We start from the raw sequence: 14,600 nt of genomic DNA, 5'->3' as shown, positions 1-14,600 counted from the left end.
CTATTTGTTAAAACGATCTCCCAACTCACTTACCTCTTTAAGAGCTACTTTTAAAAGCTCGTAATCAATAAATTCGTAATCCTCCTTATTCTTGTAATCCACTGTATGGGTAGCTAAAGAGTTTTGTAAAAGTTCTATGCTATTTTCAATTGCCAAAAGAGACTGAGTGTTATCTCCTTCTGGTTTATCTGATATCAAGATCGACCGTACGGGAGAAAAATGCATCCGACCACTGGCGGCCAAAGGAGATGTCATTAAATAATGTCCTTTGTGAATCAAGTCACGTGCCTTTTTCAAAACAGCTAATTGATCACCTTCAACCAAGATTATGTTACCGCTTTCATTGACGGTTATATTATTCGTTAAAATCATATCACCACCTCTATCTTTTCACTTTTAATGAAGACAATGCTAACGCTTACATCCAATAATAAATTGTGGGTTGAAACCATCTCATCACCTCACTGATATACTAACTGTTTTTCAGATGAATGTCAATTGTATTTAGATAAAAATTTTGATTTATTTAAAATAAAAATTTACATAAAAAACCTTAAGATCTTTTTACTAAGACCTTAAGGTTTTTAACTATATTTCATTCACTCTTAAAAGAGAGATTCTTTAATTCTAGAAAGAAAGTCTTCAATATGTTCGTAAGCATATTGTTCGGCTGCCTCTTCATCTTGATCTTCAATCGCTTGCACGATTTTACGGAAGGTTCTGGTAAAGATAGTCATATCATCAAAGTAATCATTACAATAATGCCACAATCTTTCGGTATGTAAATGAAGATGAGCTAGTGTTTCTTTTAACCATCGATTATCACAAGCTTGAAAAATAATTTGATGGAATCGTTCATCTTCGTTGATAGCCTCTTGATAACTTGCTGTAGTAGAATAAGATTCTAAATTTTTAATAATTTGCTTCAACTCTGCTAATTGTGAGGGGGTGATCCGTTTTACGGCTTGACGAGTCGCATAGGGATCTAGTTGCTTTGTTACATCAAATAGCCCCTTGATATTACGAAAATCGATAGGAGCAACTTGTGCTCCAAACCTTGGCACAATATTAATGAGATCATCTCGCTCTAGCTCTTGCAAGGCTGATCGAATCGGTGAACGACTTACGCCAAACTCTTCAGCTAGATCAACTTCATTGAGTATTTTTCCGGGTTTATATTCAAACTCAATGATGCGACGCTTCAATTGATTATAGATACTTAAATTTTTCTGATCCAATCTTCTTCACCTCTTAGCTATCAAGCCATTCTGTATAATACTATACATAGACCTCACTTATTATAACCTCAATCTTTGAGGAAAATCAAATAATGTTTAATTATGTATAATCTCCTAGGTTATCTTTACGTTAGCACTCAATTTTATTTTGCACAGCGAATTAAAAGAACTTTTATATAGATAGCCAGTCCGCAAAAGTGAAAGTCGAAGATATCCGAATAGGAAAGACTGATTATTCCAATAATCAGGGAATTATCTATATTGATAAGATTTTCTATGACCAAATTGGTTCAGTCTTTATAAAGAAAATTCAGATTCGATTAGCCATCATTGACATCACTCTTCTTATTCTTAATGCCTTAAAGTATTTTGTTTTAGGTATAATGATCGTCTATTTATTTGGACCCAAACGTTTTAAACTGAGATAAAATTGAAGTTTCACAAAAAAAGACACTTTCTATAATCTTTCATGACTGAAAATTGGGTTGATTTAGAAGGCGTTTTTTTTAAGATTTTATTTTAATAACTAAATATCTCGTCTTTTAACAATTAAACAAATAACCAGAGGCAATCAGTGTACTGACCCCTATAGTTGGACCATGAAATTCAACTTTAGGGAGTCTTATTATGGCAAAATATAACTTAGATTTTAACATCATCCACAACAAATATCCTTTAAACACATCTCTCATTTTCTCAACTCTCTCGATAGCCTGATTCATATTTTCTATCAATGACAATAACCTTACTGCCATCACATATCATACACATATTCGTGAATTCAACTTTTTCTATCATTTATCAAAACTCCTGTAAATTATAATTTATCTTTTTTCATGCTTTTTAGAGCAAAACAATTAATTTATTGATCTAATAGTATTTCATTTCATATTTTGTTTCTCTAGTAGAGGGTTTGAAATCTAGTGTTTATCGTTACTATCTTCCGTTGTCATAATTATGACACAAGACCCGGCTGTTAAATCGTATAGTAATATCAACACTTATAAATACATATTTTATATCTATTCAGGTGAATTGCTAACCTTATAAATTCGAATTTATAATACTCTTATCTCAATACCAACTACTCCATACTTTTGCTGTTTTTCTTTTGGATAGTATACATCCATATCAGCTGATGAAGCTTGATTAATATTGTCGATAGTATAACCACATCGCAATAAAGATAATGACTCATACAACTTATCAAATGATGGAAATTTATGTAATGCAACCACGACTGCACTTAATTTACATTCACTATTCTCAGTATTTGTAAACTTAATGAAATCTCCAACTTGTATCATTTGCCTTTTTTCATCTAATAATCGCAATTCAATATCTTTTTGCTTATACTTTATTTTATGAAAAGGTTCAGGATGTAAGTTCATATAATGAATCAAATTATTCACCTCCCTAATGATGTACTGTTTACAATATTTATTATCGAAAAACCCTGCTACATAGTACATCAATAACTCATTTTTTTGATTTTAAACTTTGTTAGAAGCTCTAAAACCCTTGTATTTACTTGACTATTTGCCTGTGTCATTATTATGACACGAAACCCAGATGTAAACTCCTAAAATTTCTTACTAACTCTTGATTATTAACGTTATAAGATCCATAACTTTATCAACATGAATATCTTCTTTAATCAAATAATTCCATAGACCAACATTCGGCCATAAAAATAAATCTACAATCCTTCGATAATCATCCCAAACACTCTGCTCGATATTATCTAAATCATAAATTTTAAAAACATGATTCAGTAAATCATTACGATAGTCGGTCATTTTCTCGAAGCTTTCTTTCGCCGTTAGATTCTCAAAATCATACATAGATAATTCATATCTTGTTTCGTTAAGAATATTATTATTATTCACTACCGTTCCAGACATATTAAAATCAATTAGACCCACAAATTCATTCTTATTAACTAAAATATTTGATGCATTAAGATCGCCTTGTATGGAGCACTTTCTTAATTGAGGCAGAACTTCTTTTATTCCATTCCTACAGTTCTGATTTACCTCATCTAATGTAGAAATTAAATTTGATTGGTTTTATAGACAATAAGCATTCTCTTAATAAATGATAATTTTGTTCTTTCTCATCAATTTTTTCTTCTCAATCTGGTAATTCAATGATTGACCACATACTCCATCTACTCATCAAATCTTTATTTGAATTTTTTGCCATATATTTGGCAGTATTTTTTAACACTTCAAATTTTATATTGTCTGAATAGTCATTGAAGTTACAGATTTCGTATGGAACATATTCTTCAATCCAAGAAACAAATTCTATTTTTTCCAAGTTAAATTCATATAAGTAATTTCCATCGGGAGATTGAAGGTAACTTGGTACATAAATGCACTATTGTTATAGTTATCAATCACTTTAATCAGTTCAATAAAGTCATTTTGAGTTAATTCATTTTTTGAATTAATTTTAATGACCCAATCCTTATTGACATAAAAATTAATTCTAATATCAGTTTTTGAGGGACTTGTATCGTTACCAAAGGCGATTGTTTTATTGTCTATTTGGATATAATCACATATGTCATGGAGTAGCTTGCCTTCATCTTTAATGCTCTCCACTATTAATTTATAGCCCATTACTCCCCCAGTTTACTATTCTATTTCTATTCGAGGGTCTGGAAACCCCGTATTCATCGTTATTATTTGCCGTTATCATAATTATGACACGAGACCCACAGGCTGGATCTATTATGATGTCTGATGGGGTTGGCTTTACCAGTTCGACCATCATCTTTATAATATGTCTAGGTGTTCTAAACTGTCCATTTGTACCTGATGTAGATAGCTTAGATAGTAAGTACTCATAAAGATCTCCCTTTAAATCTCCTTCTAAAACTAAACTATCTATTGCTGTTACAATTTTCTCTAACATTTGAGCTGTAGGAATTTGAAACATTGCATCTGTCATAAATTTAGAAAAGGAGGATCCTTCATTGCTATTCAAGTCTTTTATAAATGGAAATACTCCTTCAACAATCGTTTTATGCATTTTTTCTGCTTCAAACTCTTTGAAATTGTGCCATCTCAAGTCTTCATAATCAAAGCTGTTTTTGTATTTTTTACTATTCCCTTTAAATATAATTTTTGGTTCAAGACCTAATATATTCGCTTCTGCTTCACTTTGTAATTGTTTATCATCTAATGTTTTTATAAAGATGAGATATGTAAATTACTCGATAACAGTTAACGGATTAGTAACTCCACCCGTCCAAAATGTTTCCCATATTCTATCTACTTTATTCTTTAATTCACCTGTTAACATATTTTTCCCTCCTATAAAATTCAATTTAAATATACCTTTAATTTGTTACATTAAATATTAAATTTTTATTTAAATTGAATTTCCGCGCACTAATCCTATACAAATTATTTTGTTAATAGTGAGTTCTTCATTTTCACCCTCACAAAATCCTAGTTTGGCCTAATTATATAATTAAAAATTATGATTTTAAACTACATACTGACCTATATTTCCTTTAACTGAATTAAAAACTCTTTTCATACAAAAATACTCCCATCAAATTCATTTTAACTGAATCCAATGGGAGTGTTCTAAAGTTTTGTACTATTATTCAGTTTCAGTCCAATACTAAGCTCATTACATTAGTAAGTCTGTGTTTTATCTTCTACTAACCATTTGTCAATTGTTTACGAATAGACGAAGAAGAAAATTCGACCACTAGAATGAGCACAACCAGTCCTACTAGAATGGCTCCTACTTGCGACCAACGGTTGGAGGACATGGCAAATTTAAGGGGTGCACCAATTCCTCCCCCTCCTACCAGACCTAAAATAGAAGCATCCCTTAAATTCATATCGAAGCGGAAAATAATTGTTGATAGTAAACTAGACCATAATTGAGGAATAATCCCACAACGAATCTTCTCGAAAGTATTGCAGCCAGCTGCATCGAGCGCTTCTAAAATGGATTTATCCATATCGTCAATGGCTTCACTAAATAACTTGGTTAACATACCAATGGAAGTCACTGAGATCGTCATAACGCCTGCAAAAGGTCCTGGACCCGTCACCCGAATAAACATTAGACCATAGACAAAGGCTGGAATGGTTCGAATAGCCATCACCAAAAAACGGGTCATCACTACAACAGGAACCGGAACCACTTTACTCGATGCTAGAAAAGAAAGAGGAAAGGAGAAGACTGCTCCGACCAGAGTCCCTAAAAAGGCGATCGCCATCGTCTCCAATAATAAATAAGGAACCGACTGTTTCGTAAGATTAAAAAGCAGTTCTCTGTCTGGGTTAACAATTCCTTGGATGATACTTACAGCAAAAGTGATGCCCCGCTTAGCAAGCCCCACTTCATCAATGGTTGAAGCAGACCAGACGACTAGCCCAACTACTAACATCGTCCAAGCCAATACTTGCCAGCGATTCGTATCTTTACTTTCATACATTTGATTAATTTTATCTACCATGACTACCTCCTATGTTAACCTTGCTCTTAGATAGCGACTGATACTTTCAATCACCACTACCGTTAAGAACAGACAAAGCAGGATCATTCCGACATTCTGATATTCTCGCCAACCTAGATTCTCATCGAGAATAATGCCGATTCCTCCTGCCCCAACATAACCTAAAATAGCAGCGTGGCGAACATTTCCTTCGAAAGTGTATAAGGCTACTGACAGATAAGTTGGAAGCACTTGCGGTTTAATCGCTCCGAGAAAACTATACATTTTATTCGCTCCTAAGGCTTCCATGGCTTCATAAGGCAACATATCCGCTGTCTCAATGGCTTCATAAAGTTGTTTAGCTATGAAAGAAAAGGTGAATAAAGCAATTGCCAAGGTCCCTGCAAAAGTCCCTAAGCCAAAAATATAAGTCAAAATCAAAGCGGTCACTAAGGTTGGTAAAGTTCTGATTAGACTCAACAATAGTTTTAAAAGACTAGTTATCCAGTGATTTCTAGTTAAATTAGTGGCAGACCACATGGCATAAGGTATCGCTAAAAGCGCACCAATAAAAGTCCCCAGTACAGACATTTTAATCGTATCGAGCAGCGGAGGGATTACCTCATTAAAATAAGCCGTATTGGGTGGTACCATCCGTTTTAAAATAACAAAGAATTCCTCACCACGCTTGATTAAAACTTGTAAATCAAAACCAGTCATTTTAGCTGATAAATAAATCAATAAAGTAATCAATAAAACAATTAACAAGGTAAAAGAGCGCTTCTTATACACCTTCTTGCCATTTGAAAGCACGATTTCTTTGGGACGCATAAATGAAAGTATTGGATTATTCATAGGAGTCACGTTCCTCTTCAGTGCTTTGTCCTTTATAAATATGGTTTAGGACTTCTTGGGTGACTTCATTTGAAGGCCCATCATAAACAATTGCTCCTTCGCGAATGCCAATAATCCGATCACAATATTCAAGCGCCAATTCCACATGATGAATATTGATGATGACGGTGATGTTGTCTGATTGATTGATATTCTGGAAATCTCGCATCACTACAGCAGCGGTGACTGGGTCCAAAGAAGCAACAGGCTCATCGGCTAGAATAATGCGTGGATCTTGCGCCAAAGTCCTAGCCAGTGCCACCCGCTGTTGTTGACCACCCGATAGTTGGTCGACTCGCGTATAGGCCTTATCAAGAATTCCTACCCTGTCCAAAGCTTCCAAGGCTTTTATTTCTTCTTCCTTCTTGTAATAGCCAATCAAGACGCGCCAAAAAGGGATATCAGGGACAAAAGCCGATAAGACATTGGTGATGACTTTTGCACGAGTTACTAAGTTAAAAGACTGAAAAATCATCCCGATCTTACGTCGGAACTGACGCAAGCTCTTACCTTTTAAGCCACTCACATCCACCCCATCAACCGTTAATTTTCCTTCTGAAATGGAATGCATTTTATTAACCGTTCGAATGAGAGTGGACTTACCTGCACCCGATAAACCAATAATGCCAACGAATTCTCCTTGATCAATCTCCAAATTAATATCTTGTAATGCTAATACACCTTTTGGATATCTTTTATAAACTTGTTCAAATTTGATCATTGCCTTCTCCTTTTTTAATCTTTCAACTAAAGAAACACCCACCGTCCAGTGGGTGTTTTGTTTTAGACTATTTGTCGGTATTTATTATTCACCTTGTTCACGTAGAATTTTTTGTGCTTCACGTTCTGTTTCATAATCTTCAGCTTTGGCGGGTTTGTAGCCTTCATGACTATAAATGGCAATGACTTCTTTACCTTCTTCGGTTTCAGCAATATTAATGAAAGCATTTTGAAGGGCTGTTTTTAATTCGTCTGTCATTATCTCTGAAGTCTTACTTACAGAAACAGTGTCATTGTAAACATTAGGAGTAACGCCAATGACATTTGTCTCTTCCCAAATGCTCGCTTCACGTCCCATATCTTCCATCCATGCATCGACATTATCACGACGTAAGTCAGCAAAGCCAACCACCACATCTACTTGCTCGGATGCTAAACGAGCAATGGAAGAAGGATAGGAATCTGCTTGAACGACATTTGATAAGTCAGAAATTTGTTTACCATCGAATTGGTTTCCTAACCAAATGGAAGGATAAATGTAACCTGATGAAGAAGAGGAGGACATGACTGACCACTTAGCAGAGTCTAAGTCTTCCCATGTTAATTCTTCGCCATTGTTTACTTTCTCAGCTAATTCTTGGCCTTTTTCAGAAGGCCCTGCAATAATTAAGCCTTTGTAATAAGAAACTTGATCTTCGATTAATTCAGTCGCTTGACCGTCATTCCAGTCTACTGGATTCTCAGAGTCTTTCGATAAACCTTGACGAGTCGATGTAAGAAGGACGTCCACATCGTCTTCGAACAAGACATACGTTCCGCCAGGAATTAAACCAACATCAATCGTTCCTGCAGCCATACCCTCTCCGACTGCTTCATAAGATGTTCCGACAGTAATTTCGACATTCTTAACATCAAATCCTTCTTTAGCTAACTCATCAATCAAGAGCTGTTTCAAAGGTTCTGTTGTTGTAATAATTTCTTCGGGATCACGGGATGGAACAAAAGCAACTTTTAACGTCTCAATTTCAACTGCTTCTTCTTGGGCATTTACAGTAAATACATTCAAAAAAACACTTGCCAGTAGAGATAGGACCATTAATAGACTAAACTTTTTCTTCACAGATGTTACCTCCAAATATTTGATAGCTCAATTATAACGAACTAAGTAAAGTAGAGCAACTTGCTTGTTCAATTTTACATAAAGTTTACAGTAGGTAAGAAGCCATTCAATCATTCTCCTGTTATCATGTGTTTTTTTAATACTATTTTCTCAGATTTACAAAAATTTTTTAATCTTTCAGACTAGAATTTGAAATAGCTTATTTTGTAAAAGTTTTTAATTCGTACCCTAATGCAAACACAAAAAGTATTTCTACCTGTGCCATTGCTCCCGATACGATATACCCTGCAAATAGATTCCCCAACACTAACGATAAAATTGGAATAATAACAGAAAATAAACCATATGCTTTTGACTTATATAACCAGGAGTATGGTAATAAATGCGCTCCAAAAACCATTGCATAAACCATTATCATTTTGTCGGGAACAGCATTAAAAACCCACATAACAATTAATAGATACAACATTTGATTCATCGTGAACAGAAACCCTAATTTTCCTAACTCGTTTTGTTTCGAAAAAATATCTATGCCCATTTTTTTGCCTATCAACCATGACAATGGTAGTAATAGTGTTGAACAACAAAATACCAAGATGTTCTTTGCGTCATAATGTATGTTGAATGTCGCAACTAGAGTAATCAATAGCCATATTACAACTGATGAAATTATAAAAGGTAACCCTTTTTTCTGTTTGATAAGTATATCATTTCTTAATTCATCTAAATTCATTACTTCCCCCCACAAATTCTCATTTGTATTAATTATATCATTGAATCTTTATTTTCAAACTAAATTCTAAGCACTCTTGTATTTGTTGTTAGCTTCGTCTTATCCTTTCTAGACATATAATTCTCAACATCAAAGGTATTTCTCTTACTATAACAATTTAACACCTTATGTTTTGTAATTTTAATCTTACAAGTATTATAAACAGAAATTTATCTAGAAGTCTTATCATCTTCTTTTCCTATACTACTTCCAATTAAATATCCCACTAAACCTATCAAAACACTCCAAATACTGCCCGTAAAATATATGGCTATGCCTGTTCCAATTGCACCCATAACATTTCCAACTAAAGAACCTATCTTACTTTTTCTTTTCTACCGATTGACCTCAGACTTTCTTCTATGTAGAAAATAGCTTCCATTAACTCTTGTTCTTCTTTTGTTAGTGTCGCTAATGCCTTGTTTAATTCTTCGATTCGCATTTTTACTTCTACAATTTTTCCTAAGTCTATTTTTTCATCTATGATATTATTTACAAAGTGTCCATCATAATCAAAAGACGAAAAAGGTAATACGCAGTGTTCTCTATCTTTCCAGTAAAGATATTTTCATGCTCTATTATCTTCCGATAGGCTTTGTAGACTTCTTCGCTTTCAGGTATAGCTTTACCTTTAACATAAAGGTAGTATTCTTTCTTAGTCATTGTGTCATCCTCCTTTTCATGTTCTCTGTTTTGCTTTTTGAGAATAAAAAAGGAGGACTTCTACACTTTGGCGTAAAATGTCCTCTTATAAATAGTTCGGATTGGGTAATTCTATATTTTTTACTTACTTTTTATCATTGCTTACTATCTTTAATATCTTATACGCTACTAAACAACAAACCATATTTACGATTATGCTTATCAAAATTTCAACTATTGAAGTCTTATATGCTCCTGATAAAATGAATACAGATGATATTGGATATATGGCTCTTACAACTTCCTTCGAGGCAAAAAATATTCCCAAAAAGGAGTATATACCAGCGACAATCAGAGCTATCCAGTAACTCTTTTTAACAAGTCCAACAAGTGCAATAATTGGAGATATTACCATAAAAACACTTATCCCAGTTAATACATATACAGTAAAATAATGAACTACTTCACTCATATTTACCGCATTTAAATGCAGTACCGCTTCTATAATTAAAGATATCATAAACAATATTAGATAAACAAAAATGCTACCCAACAGAGTAATTATCATTTTGGCAGTAATCATATTACTCTCATCTATCGGTATTATCTTTAATGATTTAAGTACATCTTCTTGTTCCTCACGACAAATAATATATCCTCCAAACAATGCTATCAAACTTGGCGATACATAATATGTTGTTAAAGACTGCACTTGTAAAATATACCATCCAAATGTGTCTATATACTTTTTGTCACCAAATGAAAATTGTCCTTGAAGAAATACAATTCCCAAAGTCATTATAAGTGCAAACATAAGCAAAAATATCAATTTTGATCTGTGAAGTTTTTTATATTCAGCTAATAAAAGTGTCTTCATTTACCATTCTCTCCTTTTCAATAATAATTTTGTAACTATTGTAAATACAACTGCCCATCCTCCTATACAAAGAAAAGAATAGAATATATTTGTATCTTGATTTAATACTACTCCCGGAACATCTCTCAAAACAATTGCTGTAGAGCTTGATAATGGATGTGCATACATATTAACCATTAAAAGTACAAATCCAGAAAAGGCATAAACAATTGTAAAACAAACAGGTAAAATATATTTTTTTGTTAAAAATGCGATAGATAAAATAGGAAGTATAGAAACTGCTAAAAGCCCACTAATCTCAAAACACTTTCTAATGAGAAAAGTACACAAAGAATAATCTATCTCTATATGATGAATAATTTTCCCAAAAAGAAGTGTAAAGAGAATTGACAAACTCATAAATACTAAAGTGTAAAAAAACACAAGTATAAATTTGCTAATCAAAAGCTTTGTCTTCTGTACCGGTACAATCCATAATGCCTTAAAAGTATCATTCTCATGCTCTGCTGACACAATCATTGTGGAAAATATCCCTAATATAATTGGCAAAATCAACCATAAATTATAACTAAAGATTGTCCATTTAAAATATTTCATTGCATTGTCTGAAAAATCTATATTTCCAAAGTATATAGTGGCAAGAAATGGCATTAAGAGTGTTGCCAGAAACATCATGAAAACAATCTTTTTCCTTTTTAATTTAAGAAACTCTACTTTAATTAAATTAAGCAATTCCCTCTCCTCCGGTTATTTTCTTGAAGTAATCTTCTAAAGAATCATTACATGTTTGTGATGAAATCACTGATATTCCATTCATAACCAATGACTCATTAATTTTTGCCATATCTAATCCATGACTATATATCTTTACATGATTATTATCTTCAACGGAATAGTTTGTTATTTCGAACTCTTTTTCCAACACAATAGTCGTCTTTGATACATCAGATACTTCCAACATAATGTACTTTCTATTTTTTTTATTTAATTCTTCCATGCTACTTTCTTCTAAAAGAACCCCGTTATCTATAATGCCAACAGTATCAGCAAGAAGTGTTATTTCAGATAAAATATGACTGGAAATTAAAATTGTCTTTCCTTTTTTTACACTTAAATCTTTTATAAAATTCCTAACTTCCGCTATTCCAATGGGATCTAAGCCATTTGTCGGCTCATCTAAAATTAAAACCTCTGGATCATGTAAAATTGCATTAGCTATTCCAAGTCTTTGCTTCATTCCTAAAGAATAATTCCCAAAGAGTTTTTTATCTTTATATGGAAGACCCACTACTTCTAAAGCATTTTTCACCGCATTAGGAAAAGCCGTTCCTCTTAACATTGCAAATACTTCTAAATTTTCTGTTCCTGTAAGATTAGGATAAAATCCGGGGGTTTCAATAATTGCACCAATTCTTGGATAAATCTTTTTCTCATTACCTTTTATATTTTGATTGAAAACACTTACTTCACCATTCGTAATATCCGTAAGACCCAATATCATCTTCATAATTGTTGTTTTACCAGCTCCATTTCGTCCTAATAACCCATATATAGAACCTTTTTCAACATGCAAATTTACGGAATTAACAACCTTTTGTTCTCCATACACTTTTGTTAAATTCTTTGTTTCAATAATATAATTTTTCATTTTATTTTTCTCCTTAATAGTTTTGTCTTTTCATGGATTTTATAGCGAGTATAAAAAATACTATTCCGATTGATAAAATAGATAACAAGCAACTAAACTGTGATACATTTAGTGAATATCCAATACTATTTTCCACCATTTCTTTGGCAGCCGATGATACATTTTGATAAACCCCTAATAAACTTGCAAGCGGATGTATATGAACTAATATCGATGCTCCAAATATCCCAATTCCTAAATATATCAAGCACATAGAAATAGGTAAAACATAACTCTTAGAAAAAGAAGCAATGTAAATCACCGGAAGCATTGCAATCGGAATTAACAAAGCTGCTAATATATATAAAATAGCTGCTTCTTTCAATGTGACTAAATTAAAATCTAAGAATCCTATGCTTAATACAGCCCCCAAAACAGACGATATATAAGTTAATGCCATTAAAAAAAGTGTCAGTAATTCTATCAAAATAAATTTCACTAAAAACACTTCAAATCTACTAACCGAAGTTATTAGTACATTCTTTAAAGTGTCATTCTTCTTTTCTTCAAAAAATAACATTGTAGAAACTATTCCAATTACAACTGGCAAGAACACAAAAGTTATATTCTTAAATGCTAAGCAGTACAAGTCCCCAAAGCTATCCATGATAGGACTTTCTCTTGAAATTGAAAATGCTCTTTCGATTGCAAATAAATTTAAGATAACAGTTAATAAAATTATGCCTATCAAAATTCTGCTTCTCTTCCATTTTTTTATTTCGGCTTTTATTAAGAGCATATCGCACCTCCTTACAAGAAATATTGTAAATGATTAACCTTGCCATAATCTTGCGACACTCTTGTTTTTATCTTGTTTCAATAAAAAAAGCCCCAAAAGAGGCTTTCTAAATCAGCTATTTATATTGCAAATTCCACAGTAAAAACAGTTTTTATATTAGGGACACTACTTACGCTTATCTTAGCATTGTTCACTCGCAATAATTCTTTGGCAATTGATAAGCCAAGCCCCGAACCTCTTGTTAATCTTGAACTGTCCGCTTGATACATCCTGTCAAATATATATGGTAAGTCCTTTTCGCATATACCATTTCCATTATCTAAAATCGTCAAAGTAACTTTTGTATCCGATTCTTCTAATTTCAAATTGACTCTATCACAATTACTATGAACAATGATATTGTTTATAATATTGTTTAAACTTCTAAAATAAGCATTTTCATCTATCCTTATATAACATTCCTGTTCTGGAATTTCAATTTCATAGCTTAAATGTTTTTCTTCAAAAATAGGAATCCAGTCGCTTATCACATTTCTTGTTAATTCGTTCAAATCCTTATCCGCAAAAGAAAACTTCCATTCTCCTGAATCCAATTTCACCCAATCAAAGAGTTTTTCTACAAATTCTTTTAAGTAATGTGCTTTGCTTAAAGAAACTTTTATATAGTCATCTTTTTCCTCCCCTATAACAAGTCCTTCTTGCACTGCTTCCAAATACCCAACCATAGAGGCTAATGGAGTTTTTATATCATGAGATAAACTTGTCATAAGTGATTTATATGCCTGCTCGGATTGTTTTTGCTCTATTAGTTTATTTTGACTTTGCAGAGTTATCTCATTTATATCATGACAAATTTTTTCTGTAGTATCATTTTTCTTAATTAAAATTCTACGATTATAATCGCCATTTTTGATATCAACAAGTACCTCTTGAATCCTATCAATTTCCCTTTTTATATGCGTAATCTTTCTAACTAAATATAGGATCACACATAAAAGTAGCATGATTATGATAATTTTTACATCCATACATCACTCCCCCCTACTAAAACGATAACCCACGCCTCTCACTGTCAAAATATAAGTTGGTTTCTCAGGATTAGGTTCTATTTTCTTTCGGAGTTTACTTATAAAGGACATGATATTGCTATCATCAAAAAGATAATCTTCTTCCCAAACATTTGTATATATTTGTTTTTTTGTAAAAATTCTCCCTTTATTAGATGCAAGAAAATATAACAAATCAAATTCTTTACTTGTTAATTCGATAATATTATCACTTCTTTTTACAGTTCTATTTTCTTTATCTATTCTCATATCGTCTATTATGATTTCATTAGACCGGTCTGTGCTTTTCTGATTAAAGTCTATGAATCTTCTAACCATAGCTTCTAGAGTTGTCAAACATATGTTACACAAGGTGCTTCTAAATGGGCATGCTTAT

At 32.6% G+C, this 14,600-nt stretch carries 17 protein-coding genes and 1 pseudogene; all 18 read right to left on the bottom strand.

Annotated elements, in window-relative coordinates; translation table 11 throughout:
* The 18 genes and pseudogenes from ACQV2X_RS06605 to ACQV2X_RS06520 all read right to left on the bottom strand — a co-directional run bounded on the left by ACQV2X_RS06605 (nucleotide 1) and on the right by ACQV2X_RS06520 (nucleotide 14,560).
* A complete protein-coding gene (locus ACQV2X_RS06605; RefSeq protein WP_428876447.1) occupies nucleotides 1–372 on the bottom strand; it encodes a GrdX family protein in 372 nt (123 codons plus the stop codon).
* A 233-nt stretch (nucleotides 373–605) separates the two neighbouring features.
* Nucleotides 606–1,238: a GntR family transcriptional regulator gene (locus ACQV2X_RS06600; protein WP_428874098.1), complete on the bottom strand. Its 633-nt coding sequence runs from the start codon at nucleotides 1,236–1,238 to the stop codon at nucleotides 606–608.
* A gap of 1,058 nt (nucleotides 1,239–2,296) precedes the next feature.
* On the bottom strand, nucleotides 2,297–2,650 hold the full coding sequence (locus tag ACQV2X_RS06595) for an ASCH domain-containing protein (protein WP_428893441.1): 354 nt from the start codon (nucleotides 2,648–2,650) through the stop codon (nucleotides 2,297–2,299).
* Nucleotides 2,651–2,833: 183 nt separating this feature from the next.
* On the bottom strand, nucleotides 2,834–3,163 hold the full coding sequence (locus ACQV2X_RS06590) for a hypothetical protein (protein WP_428876448.1): 330 nt from the start codon (nucleotides 3,161–3,163) through the stop codon (nucleotides 2,834–2,836).
* Between the two features lie 384 nt (nucleotides 3,164–3,547).
* Nucleotides 3,548–3,865 (bottom strand): hypothetical protein, encoded by a 318-nt coding sequence (locus tag ACQV2X_RS06585; protein ID WP_428876449.1) that lies wholly within the window; start codon nucleotides 3,863–3,865, stop codon nucleotides 3,548–3,550.
* Entirely contained in the window at nucleotides 3,855–4,445 is a 591-nt protein-coding gene (locus ACQV2X_RS06580; protein ID WP_428875292.1) for an N-6 DNA methylase, read from the bottom strand. Before ACQV2X_RS06580 ends, ACQV2X_RS06585 begins: the two co-directional genes overlap by 11 nt.
* Before the next feature lie 472 nt (nucleotides 4,446–4,917).
* Nucleotides 4,918–5,727: a phosphonate ABC transporter, permease protein PhnE gene (gene phnE / locus ACQV2X_RS06575; protein ID WP_428875277.1), complete on the bottom strand. Its 810-nt coding sequence runs from the start codon at nucleotides 5,725–5,727 to the stop codon at nucleotides 4,918–4,920.
* A 9-nt stretch (nucleotides 5,728–5,736) separates the two neighbouring features.
* Nucleotides 5,737–6,561, bottom strand: coding sequence for a phosphonate ABC transporter, permease protein PhnE (phnE, locus tag ACQV2X_RS06570; protein ID WP_428874091.1), 825 nt, complete (start codon nucleotides 6,559–6,561; stop codon nucleotides 5,737–5,739).
* Nucleotides 6,554–7,321, bottom strand: coding sequence for a phosphonate ABC transporter ATP-binding protein (phnC, locus tag ACQV2X_RS06565; protein ID WP_428874090.1), 768 nt, complete (start codon nucleotides 7,319–7,321; stop codon nucleotides 6,554–6,556). Before phnC ends, phnE (ACQV2X_RS06570) begins: the two co-directional genes overlap by 8 nt.
* Nucleotides 7,322–7,405: 84 nt before the next feature.
* Nucleotides 7,406–8,440 carry a phosphate/phosphite/phosphonate ABC transporter substrate-binding protein gene (locus ACQV2X_RS06560; RefSeq protein ID WP_428894359.1) on the bottom strand — a complete coding sequence of 345 codons (1,035 nt, stop codon included), beginning with the start codon at nucleotides 8,438–8,440 and terminating at the stop codon, nucleotides 7,406–7,408.
* A gap of 199 nt (nucleotides 8,441–8,639) precedes the next feature.
* Complete coding sequence (locus tag ACQV2X_RS06555; RefSeq protein ID WP_428894358.1) at nucleotides 8,640–9,173, bottom strand: DUF7010 family protein; 534 nt, start codon at nucleotides 9,171–9,173, stop codon at nucleotides 8,640–8,642.
* 361 nt (nucleotides 9,174–9,534) lie between these two features.
* Nucleotides 9,535–9,875: pseudogene (locus ACQV2X_RS06550) on the bottom strand (sigma-70 family RNA polymerase sigma factor); the annotation flags it as partial.
* Nucleotides 9,876–9,999: 124 nt separating this feature from the next.
* On the bottom strand, nucleotides 10,000–10,731 hold the full coding sequence (locus ACQV2X_RS06545) for an ABC transporter permease (RefSeq protein WP_428894357.1): 732 nt from the start codon (nucleotides 10,729–10,731) through the stop codon (nucleotides 10,000–10,002).
* Entirely contained in the window at nucleotides 10,732–11,463 is a 732-nt protein-coding gene (locus tag ACQV2X_RS06540) for an ABC transporter permease (protein WP_428894356.1), read from the bottom strand.
* A complete protein-coding gene (locus ACQV2X_RS06535) occupies nucleotides 11,456–12,379 on the bottom strand; it encodes an ABC transporter ATP-binding protein (RefSeq protein WP_428894355.1) in 924 nt (307 codons plus the stop codon). Before ACQV2X_RS06535 ends, ACQV2X_RS06540 begins: the two co-directional genes overlap by 8 nt.
* Nucleotides 12,380–12,392: 13 nt before the next feature.
* Nucleotides 12,393–13,157 (bottom strand): ABC transporter permease, encoded by a 765-nt coding sequence (locus tag ACQV2X_RS06530; protein ID WP_428894354.1) that lies wholly within the window; start codon nucleotides 13,155–13,157, stop codon nucleotides 12,393–12,395.
* 119 nt (nucleotides 13,158–13,276) lie between these two features.
* The gene (locus tag ACQV2X_RS06525) at nucleotides 13,277–14,185 is read right to left on the bottom strand and encodes a sensor histidine kinase (protein ID WP_428894353.1); all 909 of its coding nucleotides are present in this window, start codon (nucleotides 14,183–14,185) and stop codon (nucleotides 13,277–13,279) included.
* 3 nt (nucleotides 14,186–14,188) lie between these two features.
* Nucleotides 14,189–14,560 (bottom strand): winged helix-turn-helix domain-containing protein, encoded by a 372-nt coding sequence (locus ACQV2X_RS06520; RefSeq protein WP_428894352.1) that lies wholly within the window; start codon nucleotides 14,558–14,560, stop codon nucleotides 14,189–14,191.
* Between the last annotated feature and the right edge of the window lie 40 nt (nucleotides 14,561–14,600).

It is taken from the genome of Facklamia sp. P12945, assembly GCF_050409485.1.
Lineage (GTDB): Bacteria > Bacillota > Bacilli > Lactobacillales > Aerococcaceae > Facklamia.
This window is presented reverse-complemented; position numbering and strand designations above follow the sequence as displayed.

Bases quoted from the DNA above. Each gene is read 5' to 3' on its own strand.
- ACQV2X_RS06605 (WP_428876447.1), bottom strand. From the start codon at position 372: ATGATTTTAACGAATAATATAACCGTCAATGAAAGCGGTAACATAATC.
- ACQV2X_RS06555 (WP_428894358.1), bottom strand. From the start codon at position 9,173: ATGAATTTAGATGAATTAAGAAATGATATACTTATCAAACAGAAAAAA.
- phnE (WP_428874091.1), bottom strand. From the start codon at position 6,561: ATGAATAATCCAATACTTTCATTTATGCGTCCCAAAGAAATCGTGCTT.
- phnE (WP_428875277.1), bottom strand. From the start codon at position 5,727: ATGGTAGATAAAATTAATCAAATGTATGAAAGTAAAGATACGAATCGC.
- ACQV2X_RS06585 (WP_428876449.1), bottom strand. From the start codon at position 3,865: ATGGGCTATAAATTAATAGTGGAGAGCATTAAAGATGAAGGCAAGCTA.
- ACQV2X_RS06530 (WP_428894354.1), bottom strand. From the start codon at position 13,157: ATGCTCTTAATAAAAGCCGAAATAAAAAAATGGAAGAGAAGCAGAATT.
- ACQV2X_RS06535 (WP_428894355.1), bottom strand. From the start codon at position 12,379: ATGAAAAATTATATTATTGAAACAAAGAATTTAACAAAAGTGTATGGA.
- ACQV2X_RS06545 (WP_428894357.1), bottom strand. From the start codon at position 10,731: ATGAAGACACTTTTATTAGCTGAATATAAAAAACTTCACAGATCAAAA.
- phnC (WP_428874090.1), bottom strand. From the start codon at position 7,321: ATGATCAAATTTGAACAAGTTTATAAAAGATATCCAAAAGGTGTATTA.
- ACQV2X_RS06525 (WP_428894353.1), bottom strand. From the start codon at position 14,185: ATGGATGTAAAAATTATCATAATCATGCTACTTTTATGTGTGATCCTA.